The sequence below is a fragment of the Porphyrobacter sp. LM 6 genome, from assembly GCF_001720465.1.
Taxonomy (GTDB): Bacteria; Pseudomonadota; Alphaproteobacteria; order Sphingomonadales; family Sphingomonadaceae; genus Erythrobacter.
This window is the reverse complement of record NZ_CP017113.1, coordinates 1,568,683-1,581,742: the sequence shown is the minus strand read 5'-3', so window position 1 is coordinate 1,581,742 and position 13,060 is coordinate 1,568,683. Positions and strand designations below refer to the sequence as shown.

Genomic DNA, 13,060 nt, shown 5'->3' with positions numbered 1-13,060 from the left:
CCGGAGCGATTTCAGCCGCCCGCCGTCCCATCCTTGGGATAGTTCCACAAGCTGCCAAAATTGGTGCCGGCCACACGGTCGAGCCGCTGGATTTCCGGCGTGAACATCGCACGCAGCTGCGCGCTCTGGGCCGGGCTGATCTTCGGCTTTTCCGCATCCTTGAAGGGCCGGTAGAGCAGGTGGCGCACGAGCCGCGACTTCTTGATCGAACCGCGCAGCTTCGACAATCCGATCGCATTGGCGAACTTGGCCACCTTCTTGGCCGCCATCGCCACGCTGCGGATGCGCGGGGTCGCCGCCGGCATCACCTTCTTGCGCAGTTCGGGCGGCAACGGCAGCGGATCGACGCCAAGGAAGGCGAACATCTTGGCCGCAAAGGCATCGGGATCGGCGTTCAGCTCGTCAAAGCTGGCGATGTGGATCTGCTCGCGCGGAAAACGCTCAAGATACATTTCCAGATGCGAGCCATAGCGGTTGCGATCGGTCAGCGATTTGCTGCGCTCGATCTCTTCCTCCAGCGTGCCGCTCATCTTGCCGTTCTTCAGGCCGTCGAGATATTGCGAGAAGGTGCGGTCCACCGGTTCGCGCAGGCACACCATCAGCTTGGCGTTCGGCAGGTGGGCATGAATACGCTCGCACGCTTCGGGCGAGGCGAGATAGCCGTGCGAAACCTCGCCCACGACCGGCCGGCCATCGGGATTGTCGAACTGGCTCACATACCAGTCCCAGCCCTTGGCATAGTCATGCGTGAAGAAGTTGAGATCCTTGCCGCCGTACATGGCGATCTGCGGGTGCCATGACAGCACCTTGAAGATCCAGGTGGACCCTGACTTGCTGGTCCCGATGTAGAGGAAGTTGGGTTCGGACATCATGCTGCTCTTGTGGTGGCCGGAGAGGAGAGTGCGGCGCCCGAAGGATGGGCTTCGCGCTGACGTGATGTCATGTCGCGAATTCCGGGGCAATTGAAGCGAAGGCACGAAGCGCGTCCCCGATTGAAACGCAGGCAGCCCAGAACATGAATTGCCGGGCCTGCCGCGCCGCACCGCTGAGCTGTTGCCGGCTCTGAAGCTGATGAATGCCCAGTCGCACCCAGTAGACGATGTCCGCGGTCACGGCGGTCCGGTCCTGCCGCGCGTCAACGATCTTCACATGCGGGTCGAGCGCGCGCATCTCCTCCATCAGTGCCAGCCGCACGGCAAAGCCTTCGGCTGTGATGTCGCCCGGCTTGCGCGCATTCGAGGTTGCGAAATCGCAATCGAGGTGGATGGTCACGTCGGGCTTGTGGCGCGCCATCCGCGCGTAGAGGCGGCTCTCGATCGTCCACAGCAGGCTCGGCAGACGCATATGCGCTAGCGGCTGGTTGGAAGGGCCGTCCATATACCCGGTGTGCAGGTTCTGCGGCCAGCGGTCACAAATCACCACCACGCCGCGCCGCGCCAGCCGGCGGCAACGCCGCATGGCGGCAAGACGCTGCACGCCGACAACCAGTCGCCAAATGGCCTTGCCCAGCGCATGGCGGTAGGTCAGCGGCTTTCCCGAATGGTGGCGAAGGGCGCTCACGGGCTTCGGCCGTTTGCCGCGCAGTTTGAATATCGCCCGGCGCAGACGCCCGCGCCACGCCATCCAGGCACCGTCGTTCGAGCCGAGGTAGACGGAATCGCACCGGAACTTGCGCCCGATAACCTCGCGCAGGCGGCGTGCCTGGGTCGACTTGCCGACACCATCCGGGCCGATCAGCGCAATTATCGCGCCGCGCGGCAGCAGCCTGCGCTTGGAAATGTCGCGTGTCGAAGAGCCGCGCGTCAAGCGCCGCCCGATTGCAAAGGCGGCCTTGCGCAGGCCGGAAACAAGCGGATCGATTGCCGGCAGCAGCAGACGGCCCGTCACGCCATAGCCGGCAGCGGACCGCACCGCCGAACGCATCGCCCGCACCGCGCTCGCCGGGATCTCGAAGCCGCTGTAACTGCGGCGAACGGGACACGCGATGCTGGCATCCCCGATCTGGTAGATGAAGTCGTCAATCTCGGCGCCCGGCGGGGCCGATGAATTGATCAGGCCTGCAGTCACGCGGTCCAGCCAGACCCAGCCGGTCACGCTGTAGGCAGGCAGCCGGAAGATCGCGCGCAAGATGGCAATCCGTGCCGCCTCGCGCGGCGAGACCACGGGTATCTGCGCCCCGACCACATTCACGGTCTGCCATTCGGCGATATCGGCATGGTCCAGGGCCAGATAGTGCTTGTGAAACTTCGGCCCGATCCGCAGCCCGAAGGATACGTCAAGGTGAACGGCGGTGCCTTTGGGGTCGGGCACGAACCAGTCCTCCCGCCCCGGGACCGCGTTGTCATAGAGCGGGTGGCAGGTCCCCTTGATCGCGCAGAGCCCATCCATCGCGGCAAGAAAACCTTCCCGGTCTTCGGGATCGACAATCAGATCGAAATCGCCGTCGCCTGCCGCATCCCGCGTGAGCTGCTTGACGTTCTTGTAGACGCCGTAGCGCACGTCTTGCGCCGCCAGTTTCTCGACCAGCTTCCTGACGATGGCGGCGGGCTCTGTCCTGATCATCGGCGCAGCTTCCCCAAACGCTCGATGATGAGGTTGTGCAGCCAGTCGCCGATATCGCCCAGCAACCTGCGGAACACGAACCAGATTACCGCGACCACCGCAGCAGCCACCAGTCCGCAGATGGCGAGGATGACAAAGTCCGACAAGCTGGCCCGGCGGGCCGCCTCGGCCGCTAGCCAGACCGGCAGACAGACGAGGATCGCGGTTCGCAACTGCTGCAAGTGAACCTGCAGGTTCTCCCGCCAGCTGACATTGAGGATGCTCTGGGCGAGTTGGTGCATCATCAGAAAATTGCCCAGCACCGCAAGGCCAACACCGGTCGCCACCCCGGTCAGCCCCCAGCGTGCACCAACTACCGCACCCGTCGCCACCAGACCGGCATAAATCCACTGCCGAATGGCTCGTGCGCGCATCGAGCCCATCGCCAGCGAGACGGAATCGCCAATCTTGTAGCCTGTCCGGAACAGCAGCGAGGCGATCAGGATCTGGAACGGCAGGATCATCCCGATCCAGCTGTCGCCCAGAAGAAAGCGGACCAGTTCGGGCGCGATGATGATCAGGATACCGCTGGTCGGCAGCGTCAGCAGCGCGATCATGCCCATGGCGCGCAGATAGGCGCGGGCGACGCGGTCCTTCTCGTTCTGGATCGATGCCATTGTCGGGAACAGCACCGAGGTCAGCGCCTTGCCGAACATCAGCGCGGGCAGCATCAGGAACTGGTAGGCGCGGTTGTAATAGCCCAGCGCCTCGGCCCCGAGCATCCGGCCCACGATCAGGTTATCGACCTGGGTGGCGACGAAATTGCCCGTCTGCCCGAGCGAGAAGCCCACCCCGGGGCGGAGCAGATCGCCCATCACTGCCTTGTCTGGCCAAAGCGAAATCGGATGGCGCTTGATGATGAATAGCGTTGCCGTGCGCCATACCACCTGCACCATCGACCCGATCGCCAGCGCCCACGGCCCGTAACCGTAATTCGCCAGCGCCAGCGCCACCACGCCGAAGCCGACCAGATAGCTGCCGATATCGGCCAGGCTTAGCGCCTTGAAGCGCAGCTCGCGTTCGAGCAGCGCGAGCGGGATCGACGCGACACTGCCAAGCAGCAGCGTGAACGACAGGAACTGGACAAAGGGCGTCAGTTCGGGCGTGCGCATCCAATAGGCGAACAGGTCTGCGCCGAGAAAGATCGGGACGATCAGCAGGCAGCCGGCCCAGAAAGCGATCGCGAAGGAGGAACTGATGTGGCTGCGGGTCAGATCCTGTCGCTGCACCAGCACGCGGTTCACACCGATCAGGCCAACGCGCTCGGTCAGGCTGAGGATCACCGTGGCGGCCGCGATGATGCCGAAGTCGCGCGCTTCGAGGCTGCGGGTCAGCAGGATCAGGATCACGCCGCGCATGAGGAAGTTTCCGCCGACAGCAAAGAACTGCCAGGCGATCCCGTTGACCGCACGGTCGGTAAGCGACTTGCGGCTCATCCCGGTTGTCTCTTGTGCCGTGGCCAGCCGCCGCCGCTCATCGAAATTCCAGAGCCCCCAATGCGATCGGCCCACCAAGCGGTAGGATCACGAAACAAATGAACCAAAGCTGCGCCCTGCGCTCTCATAGCCCGATGTAAGGGCGAGTCCACCAGTCCGATTGACCGCCAGTGCCAAGCTGGGACGCGTGCCACGTATAGCGCGCCCCGTCATATCACCTAAATGACTTATCTGCCGTTTTTTGTCATATTTGTCAGATAGCTTAAGGCGCTCCGCAGTCGCCCCTTGGGGAATGCTGTCCATCATACCCCCATGCTCCCGCGCAGATTTATTCGCAGTTAAGCCAAAGTTAGCTACGCTTGTTTGGGCCGGATTAACCCAATCCGCCAAGAATCAGCGACGAACCATAAAAGGATCGCTGTCATGCAAGTGTCAAACATCGCCAAGGGCCTTTGCGGCATCGCTGCCACCGTGATGGTGATCAGCCCGTTCGTGACCGAAGCCAAGCCGCGCCGGATTGCGGTCAGCAGCGACGGGACCGGCACCACCGTTACCGACACCAGCACCACGACAACGACGAGCACTTCGACTTCGACTTCGACCTCGGGCACCACCACGACCGATACCGCGAGCACCTCGACCTGGACCAGCGGCACGGTCGACAACAAGTATTACCCCACGCTCAACCCCACCCTTACGCCCGCCGAAATGTCTTTCGCCGGCCGCCGCTGGCGCACCAATATGGGCGCTTCGTGGATCACGGATATGCCGCACTCGCTGCGGATGAGCAGTTCGGGCAGCCGCGTGCGCTTCGAAGTCCGCAACACCGCCAATGATCGTTCGATCAACGATTCCTCCGACAAGCGCCGCGCCGAACTGAGCGGCAGCCTGCTGGGCGACAGCACCCGCCTGCCCAACGGCCAATCGCTGTGGGGCGCGTTCTCGACCATCCATGCGCCGTGGGCGGACCCTGCGGGCATGAGCAAGCTTACCGGCGGGGTCTATGGCCAGATCCACATGGGCAGCTTCGGCGGTTCGCCCGCGGTCGCCTTCCGCCGCCGTCAGGACGGCAGCTTCCGCATTACCACCCGCGGCGAATTCAACACCGCCGGCACGGTGCGTTACCAGGCCCCGCTCACGTTCGGCGAAGTGCATGACATCGTCTACAACGTGGTGCTCCACCCGACGGCAGGCAGCCTCAAGGTGTGGGTCGATGGCCGCCAGGTCGTCAACGTCGCCAACGTCTCGATCGGCAGCACGCAGGGCGGCAGCTACTGGGCGTTCGGCGCCTATTTCGCCGGCGGCGTGACCAGCCCGGTCGTCGCCGAATATGCCAACCACGTGTACCCCTCGACCACCAGCCTGAGCGGGCGGGTCACCAGCCGTCCGGCCTGGCCCACCAGCTGATCGCGTTTACCCCTCCCCGCCCCCTGCCCCACTCCGGGGCAACCCGCGCGCCGCCATGTTGCCAACCGCCAAGGTTGGTCACATAGTGGAGACCCGCCGGGAAGCCCCGGAGCAGAGCGCATGGGGAGCGCGTTTTTGGTGATCACCTTGATACTTGCGGGCCTCGCAGTGCTGAGCCTCGCGATCTTCCTCTATCCCTATCTGATTTACCCGCTGGTGCTGCGCCGTTTGCCCCAGCGCCCCGTGGCGCAGGCCGAGGTGCCGGTGCGCCTGTCGCTGCTGTTCTGCGCCTATAACGAGGCCGCCTCGCTGCCCGAAAAGCTCGCCAATCTGCGCGCGCTCAAGCAAGCCCACCCGACCATCGAGATCCTCGCCTTCGACGACGGCTCGGCTGACGGCACCGCCGATCTGATCGCGGCCCAAGGCGATCTCGTCCACCTGATCCGCGGCGGCGGGCGCAGCGGCAAGGCCTGCGGGATGAAGCAGCTCGCTGCCGCCGCAACCGGCGACATCCTCGTCTTTACCGATGCCAACGTCATCCTCGATGCGACCGCGCTCGAAAAGCTGGTCCCCTATTACGGCGATCCGGCGGTCGGCGGGGTCTGCGGCACGCTCGTCTATTCCTCCGACCCCGGCAGCGCGACCGCCGAAGTCGGCTCGCTCTACTGGCGGCTGGACGAGATGCTGCGCGGGCTGGAATCGCGCACAGGCAACGTGATGGGCGCAGATGGTTCGATCTTCAGCATCCGCCGTTCGCTCTACCCGACCTTCCCCGACACCGTGCTCGACGACTTCACCGTGTCGATGAGCGTGGTCTTCGCCGGTTTCCGCCTGATCAAGGCGCCCGACGTGATCGCCTACGAAAAGAGCGTGTCGCGCCGTGACGAGGAACTGCGCCGCAAGATCCGCATCGGCGCACGCTCCTATCACACCCATGCCTACCTGCGCCCGCAACTGCGCCAGATGAAGGCGATCGACCGCTTCAAATACACCTCGCGCAAACTGCTGCGCTGGTTTGGCGGGGTGTTCCTTGCGCTGTCCGGTGTGCTGGCGCTGGCGGCACTGGCGAGCATTTCCTTCGCGCTGGCGGCGGCGGCGCTGGCGTTGGGCGCGGTGGTCGCGGCGGCGGCGCTGCGCATGGAGCGCGGCCCGCTCGCCAAGATCGGCGACGCGGTGCTGGCGACCTTCGCGACGCTGATCGGCATCATCAAGGGGATGCGCGGGCAAACCATGGTCACCTGGGCGCCTGCCAAATCGCGATGAGCAGCCCTGCGCCGGGCACGCCTGCGGCCCCTCTCACCATCAGCTACGCCTTCTCGCAGTTCCCGCTGCCGACCCAGACCTTTGCGATATCCGACATCGCCGCCTTGCAGGAGCTGGGGCACAAGGTGGTGGTGCACACCATGAAGCCGCAGGGCTCGGCGGGGGTTATGGCCGGCGCGCTGGCCGCGTTGCCACAGCCGCTCGCAATCCTGCGCCCGAACTGGCGAGCCGCGACGCGTTGGCCTGCCCTGCTATGGCGTTACCGCGCGGCGGTGTGGCGGCTGGCGAGGCTGATCCTGCCGCAGCTGCGCCGTGCACCCGTGGCGGCTCTCACTGCGCTCGCCTGCATGCCGCGCGCGCTCGAACTCGCCGAGGAGGTGCGCGCGCATGACAGCGCGGTGCTCCACCTGTTCTGGTCACGCCACGCCGCGCTCGCCCTGTCGGTACTGCGGCAGAGCGGCTGGACGGGGGTCCGCACGGCCTTTGTCGGGGCCTATGATCTGGTCGCCGACGATTTCCTGATGCAGCTCGCGCTTGACGAGGCCGAGGCCGCCTTCAGCCACGCCGAAGCCAATCGCGATTTTATCGAAGCGCGCGCCCGCCCCGGCCTGCCGCTCCACATCATCCATCGCGGCATACCGCTGCCGCAGCTCGATCCCGCCACCCCGCGTGACGAGACGATGTGGCTGACCGCATCGGCGCTGGTGCCCGAAAAGAACGTCGAAGCGGTGCTGCGCCTGTTTGCCGAAGCGCGCCGTCAGCGCCCCGAATTGAAGCTGACCGTGTGCGGCGACGGGCCGGACCGCGCACGTTTGGAAGCGCTGGCGATCGAGCTGGGCTGCGAGGCGGCGGTGCGCTTCGCCGGACACGTCGACCGACAGGCGCTGTTCGGCCTGATGCACCGCGCAGGCACCTTCCTGCTGCTCTCCAAGAAGGCGTCCGAACGTCTGCCCAATGTCATCAAGGAAGCACTGTGGAGCGGCTGTGCGGTGATCGTCTCGCCGTCAGAGGGGATCGAGGAGCTGGTGCCTGATCGCGGCATCGGGCTGGTGGTCGATCCCGATGATGCGACCGCCTGCGCGCAGGCGGTATCAGTGGTGCTGGAAGAAAGCCCGGAGGCCGCTGCCGCCCGCCGCGAACGTGCCCGTGAGCTTATCTCCAGCCGGTTCTCGAACATCGACAGCATGGCGCGCTATGTCGCCGCGTGGCAGGCGCTCGGTGCGCCTCGGACGATCGGTCAGCGCCAGCCGTAACTGTATTGCCCGGTCTCCTCGTCGGCGGGAAAATCGGTCTCATCGCCCTCTTCAAAGTCCGTAATCGCCGTGCCATCCCGCGACAGCAGCGGCGCGGCGAGCGCGGCGACGGTGAACCAGAACGGAGTGTCGTTCCAATACGGCCCGAAGTTATGGAACATAATGTGGATGATGTACGGGATGAAGAAGATGATCACGTGCCGCGATCGCAGCAGCAGGTGCACAGCCAGCGGCATGACCAGCAGCAGACCGATACCGTAGACGTTGAGCATGTTGAGCACGTAATTGTGCAGCTGCGTGTCCTTCAGCACCGACGGGTTCTCCATCGTGTAGAGGTCCTGCCAGAACTTGGTCCAATGGTCGGTTGGATTGAACCCGAAGCCGTAACCCAGCGGGTTGTCGGCAAACAGCAGCAGGCCCATCGCGAACAGCGAACTGCGCCCGGTGGCGGAATTGTCGTCGGTCCGCACGATGCGCGGCTGCGCGGTCTGGAACGCATCGAGCAGCATCGGCCCGACCAGCACCAGCACAACGCCGCCCAGCATGATCATGAACGCCAGCCATGATCCCGGACGGCGCACCGCATAGACAAGGAAGAACAGCGCCGCACCGAGGATCGGCGATCGCGTGCCCGAAACAAACGCAGCAATGCACATCACGCCGAGCGCGCCAATGATGATCAGATCGGCGCTCGGCAGGCCCTTGGTCAGGCGATGTTCCTGCTCGCGCGCGGCAGCAAAGACCGCAAAGGCGAGGCACACATGGTTTGAAAACTGGATCGGCGAATAGGCGACGCCGACCGGCCGGCCACGCAACAGCTGCGACAATTCGAACGGGTCTTCGCGCTGGAGCCGGCCGAGCGTTTCGCGCAGATTCCACGCCGCATCGATATCCAGCAGCTGCATCAGCGCGATCAGCGCACTGCCGCCGACCACCGCGGCGAACATCAGCGCGGTGGCCTTCATGCCTGCGATTTCCGCCAGTACCACCGCGGCCAGCACGGTGATGGCGATCTGGATGTGAACTTCGCTCACGGACTTGATGATCGCGTCGATCTCCACGCCGTTCGCGAGGCTGACGAAACTGCCCAGCAGAGCCAACCCCGCCGCCAGCCAAAGCACCGGCGCGAACCGGGCGATCGCCTGCTTGATGCGCTCGGGGTAGATCACCACCATCAGGCCCAGCAGCCCGGCGGTAAGCACCGCACGCACCGGCAGACCGGCCACCTTCCACGAAATCAGCCCGACATTGAGCGCCAGCAGCACGCCGATGATGACGGCTGCAATGTTGCGCTCAAGCGGCGTTACGTGCGCTGGCACAGGCGCTGACCAGGGGGCCGCAGTGGCCATGTCAGTACTGGTAATAGCCCCGGCTGCCGTACTTCACACCGGCTTCGCGGGCCTGGAACTTCGTCAGGATCGAAGCGGTCGGCACATTGGAAGGCAGACGCGAAACGGCGATGCGCGCCTGTTCGGTCTCGATCCGTCCGGCTTCGATCACGAACACCGCCACCTCGGCGTGACCGGCCAGCAGGATCGCATCGGCGATCCCCAGCACCGGCGGGCCATCGATGATGATCACATCATAATGCTCGCCCAGCGCCGCCAGCGTCGCGCCGACAGTATCGGACGAAAGCAGCCCGACCGGATCCTGTTCGGACTGGCCGGCGATGATCAGATCGAACCGCTGATCATCAAGCTTCTGCACCGCGCCTTCGATCGTGGTCGTGCCCGCCAGCAGATCGGCCATGCCCGGCCCGATCCGCGCGCCCAGCATCGCCGCGAGCGAGGGGCGCCGCAGATCGCCATCGATCAGCAGCACGCGGTCGCGCATCGCGCCATAGCTGCGCGCCAGGCCGATCGACGTGGTCGACTTGCCTTCACGCGGGGTGCAGCTGGTTACCAGCACCACCTTGGGCAGCTTGTTGCCCGCCAGCTGGTGCAGCGCCACGGCAGCCGAATAATAGGCTTCCGACTGCGGCGAACGCGGGTTGAGCATCTCGACATCGACCCGCTGCTTCAAGGGGACGGCCGGAACCATGCCGATGTTCGGCAGATCAAGCGCATGCTCGGCTTCGTCGGCCGTCCGCACCACGCTGACCGAGCGTTCGCGCAGCAGGCCCACGCCCATCGCCGCCGCCAGACCGAGCACCGCGGCCAGCGCCATGTTGCGCGGAATATTGGGCGAGCTTGCGTTCTTGGGCGGTTCAGCGCGGTCAACCACGAGCACGTTCTCGCCCGGCGAGCCCGATGCTGCGGCCACCTGCTGGTAGCGTTGCAGCAGCCCGTCATAGAAAGCGCGATTGGCTTCAACTTCGCGCTCGAGCGCATTGTAATCGACCGAACGCTCGCGCTCGGACATGGCCGAGTTGCGCAGCGCGTCGACCGCCCCGGCGAGCTGGCGTTCGGCACGCGCAGCGGCGTTGTAGCGCACTTCGTAACCGCGCTTGATGTTGCTCGCGAGGCGATTGATCTCGGCGTCGATCTGTTCGATCTTGGCGGCGGTTGCCGTGACGCCAGGGTACTTTTCGGTATAGACGTCGGTCTCGGCCGCCTTGACCGCCTCGAGCTCGCCGCGCTGGCGGATCAGATCCTGCATCGCCCGGTTGTCCTGCACTTCGGGCAGTGCCAGCGCCGGGGTCGCCTGCACCTGCGACCACGCCTGCTGCGCCTCAATCCGGCGCGAGGTGGCAAGCGCCAACTGGTCGGCCAGCACGCCGGCCTGCTGCGCGCGCAGCGAACCGCCGCGATCCTGCCCGGGGACGATCGCCGTGGTCAGATCGGTGCGCCGGGCATAGGCCAGCATCGCACGTTCCGAATCCTGCAGCTTGATCTTGGCTTCGGCCAGCTGGGTTGCGAGGAACTGTTCTGCCTGGGATGCGGTGGTGCTCTTGTCGACCAGATTGGTCGACGACAGCGCATCGGCATAGGCATTGGCGAGCTGCGCCGAAACAACGGGATCGCGGCTGGAAACCGAAATCCGCGCGAGGCGGGTGTTGACCCCGAGTTCGACCGACACGTTCTCCTGGATCGCGTCAATCACATCATCGCGGCCGAGATCCGCGCCCTCTTCAAGGCCGAGCGCCTCGAGAATGCGCGGCGTGGCGCTGGCGCGAACACTGGCTTCGACCGTTTCAGCCATGCTGTGGCTGAGAATGCGGTCGACCTGGGTCTGGAGAAAGCGTTCCGATTCCTGCACCGCGGGTTCGGGATCGAGATCACGGTCAGGCAGAACGCGCGGCACCTGCTGGTTGAGCTGCACGGCCGCCGTGGCGCTGTAAGTGCGCGGGGTCAGGAAAGTGACGAGCGCGCCCAGCGCCAATGCCACGCCCAGCACCCCGAGCAGCACCATCCGCTGCCGATACGCACCGGCCATGATCTTGGCCATCGAGAAGGCCGGCGCGGCAGCACGGCGGCGACTGGCGCTGCCCTGCGTGGTGTTCGGAAATCGCGTTGCCCCGCTATTCATTACAGTCTCCTGGTGATCCCGGTCGTCACAATTGCCACGGATGGTCAGTCAAGGTTGAAACGGAAAACATTAAAGATCGGCTGTTGGACGTAGGTGCGCCAGGCCGACGCAACGTTGTCGAGCCCGACGACAACCTTGTCGCCCGCGATGATCGCCGGATCGGGATCAAGCCCGGCACGGATGCGACGCAGATTGAAGCGCGCACCCTGCTCCCGCCCGCCGACAGTCCGGAACACGAAGATCTGGTCGCTATCGCCGAACTCGCTCGGGCTGCGCGCCATCGCCAGCGCTTCAAGCAGCGTAGTGTGGCCGCGCAGGTCATAGACGCCGGGCTGCGCAACAGCGCCTTCGACGATGACCTTCTGGGTGATCGAATTGACTGCCACCGACACCTTGGGATCGCGCAGATATTCGCGCAGCGCCTGCGTGATCTCGGCCGCGACCGTCTCGCCGGTCTTGCCGTGCACCGACACCGTGCCGAGCAGCGGCAGGGCAAGCTTGCCCGACGGATCGACCTGGGCATCGACGACGCTCAGGTCAGGCTGGCGGAACACCACCACGCTCACCCGGTCCAGCGGCCCGATCTTGTACTCGCTCTGGTCGAGCGGCGCGGCGGCGGCCGGGACGATCGCATAGGCCGCGGCCCCGGTCGGAAGCTCGCTCTTGGTGGCACACCCGGTGACCAGCACGGCCCCCGACAGACACAACACAAATCGCTTCATTGTCATCCCAGAATCCCGACTAGCTGGCATCACGGCGTGCGCCATGGACTGCCCCTTGAACGTCCACCAAACCCAATTTCCCAACCCAGAGACCTCAACGAGCGCCATGCGCTTCTTATTGTTGAAACTTGGTCAATGCGCCCCGTCGGCTTTCAGCACGGCAGGGATCGTCTTGAGCAGGATCCACAGATCCAGCGCAAGACTGGCGCGGCGACTGTAACAGACGTCTAGCGCCACTCTGCGGCGATAGGTCGTCCCGTTCCGCCCGCTGACTTGCCACATCCCGGTCAGGCCTGGCTTCACGCGGCAATAGGCGGCGATGCGGTGGCCATACATGACCGCTTCCGAAGGCACGATCGGACGCGGACCGACGATGCTCATGTCGCCGATCATCACGTTGATCAGCTGCGGCAATTCATCAAGGCTGCTGAGCCGCAGGAACTTTCCGAGCAAGGTAATGCGCGGATCATGGGTGAGCTTGCGGAGCGTCTCCCACTCGAGCCGCGCGACCGGATCGGCCGCCAGCAGATCGGCGAGCCGTTGCTCGGCATCGACCGCCATGGTGCGGAACTTGTAGACATGGAACAGCTTGCCGTCGCGGCCGATCCGCCTTTGCTTGAAGAACACCGGACCGGTCATTCGGATCGCGATCGCGATCAGCAACATCAGCGGCGCAAAGAAGGCCAAGGTCGCCACGCAGATCAGCAGATCGAGCGCGCGCTTGGTGAACGAGCCGGCATAGCCATTGTCGCCCGGCGGCCGCGCAGGATCGAACGCGTTTTTCGCAGTCATCGCCAGACGATCGGCATGATCGCCGTCGTCGCTGGCTGCTTCGATGAACTGAGTAGGCGCATTAACACTGAACAAACCGCGCACTCCCCCCTATCACCGCTCCATATTAGTGAAATTT

General features: G+C 64.9%; 10 protein-coding genes. 3 read left to right on the top strand and 7 right to left on the bottom strand.

What is annotated here, in order from left to right; genetic code table 11:
• Positions 1 to 11: 11 nt before the first annotated feature.
• The 3 genes from BG023_RS07475 to BG023_RS07465 form a co-directional block, all read right to left on the bottom strand.
• Positions 12 to 872 carry a sulfotransferase family protein gene (locus BG023_RS07475; RefSeq protein WP_069309907.1) on the bottom strand — a complete coding sequence of 287 codons (861 nt, stop codon included), beginning with the start codon at positions 870 to 872 and terminating at the stop codon, positions 12 to 14.
• 67 nt (positions 873 to 939) lie between these two features.
• On the bottom strand, positions 940 to 2,499 hold the full coding sequence (locus BG023_RS07470; protein WP_150122820.1) for a hypothetical protein: 1,560 nt from the start codon (positions 2,497 to 2,499) through the stop codon (positions 940 to 942).
• A 59-nt stretch (positions 2,500 to 2,558) separates the two neighbouring features.
• Positions 2,559 to 4,037: a lipopolysaccharide biosynthesis protein gene (locus BG023_RS07465; RefSeq protein ID WP_069309905.1), complete on the bottom strand. Its 1,479-nt coding sequence runs from the start codon at positions 4,035 to 4,037 to the stop codon at positions 2,559 to 2,561.
• Between the two features lie 423 nt (positions 4,038 to 4,460).
• Between BG023_RS07465 and BG023_RS07460 the strand changes: the two genes are divergently transcribed.
• The 3 genes from BG023_RS07460 to BG023_RS07450 all read left to right on the top strand — a co-directional run bounded on the left by BG023_RS07460 (position 4,461) and on the right by BG023_RS07450 (position 7,960).
• Entirely contained in the window at positions 4,461 to 5,444 is a 984-nt protein-coding gene (locus BG023_RS07460) for a heparin lyase I family protein (protein ID WP_069309904.1), read from the top strand.
• 120 nt (positions 5,445 to 5,564) lie between these two features.
• Positions 5,565 to 6,707 carry a glycosyltransferase gene (locus BG023_RS07455; protein WP_069309903.1) on the top strand — a complete coding sequence of 381 codons (1,143 nt, stop codon included), beginning with the start codon at positions 5,565 to 5,567 and terminating at the stop codon, positions 6,705 to 6,707.
• Positions 6,704 to 7,960: a glycosyltransferase family 4 protein gene (locus BG023_RS07450; RefSeq protein ID WP_069309902.1), complete on the top strand. Its 1,257-nt coding sequence runs from the start codon at positions 6,704 to 6,706 to the stop codon at positions 7,958 to 7,960. The genes BG023_RS07455 and BG023_RS07450 overlap by 4 nt, the downstream gene beginning before the upstream one ends.
• Here the strand turns inward: BG023_RS07450 and BG023_RS07445 are convergent.
• The 4 genes from BG023_RS07445 to BG023_RS07430 form a co-directional block, all read right to left on the bottom strand.
• Positions 7,945 to 9,309: an O-antigen ligase family protein gene (locus BG023_RS07445; RefSeq protein WP_069309901.1), complete on the bottom strand. Its 1,365-nt coding sequence runs from the start codon at positions 9,307 to 9,309 to the stop codon at positions 7,945 to 7,947. The two genes, BG023_RS07450 and BG023_RS07445, sit on opposite strands and share 16 nt — an antisense overlap.
• Position 9,310: 1 nt before the next feature.
• Positions 9,311 to 11,428: a GumC family protein gene (locus tag BG023_RS07440; protein WP_069309900.1), complete on the bottom strand. Its 2,118-nt coding sequence runs from the start codon at positions 11,426 to 11,428 to the stop codon at positions 9,311 to 9,313.
• A 44-nt stretch (positions 11,429 to 11,472) separates the two neighbouring features.
• Entirely contained in the window at positions 11,473 to 12,150 is a 678-nt protein-coding gene (locus BG023_RS07435) for a polysaccharide biosynthesis/export family protein (protein WP_190315734.1), read from the bottom strand.
• Positions 12,151 to 12,282: 132 nt separating this feature from the next.
• Entirely contained in the window at positions 12,283 to 13,026 is a 744-nt protein-coding gene (locus BG023_RS07430) for a sugar transferase (protein WP_233992953.1), read from the bottom strand.
• Positions 13,027 to 13,060: the final 34 nt, after the last annotated feature.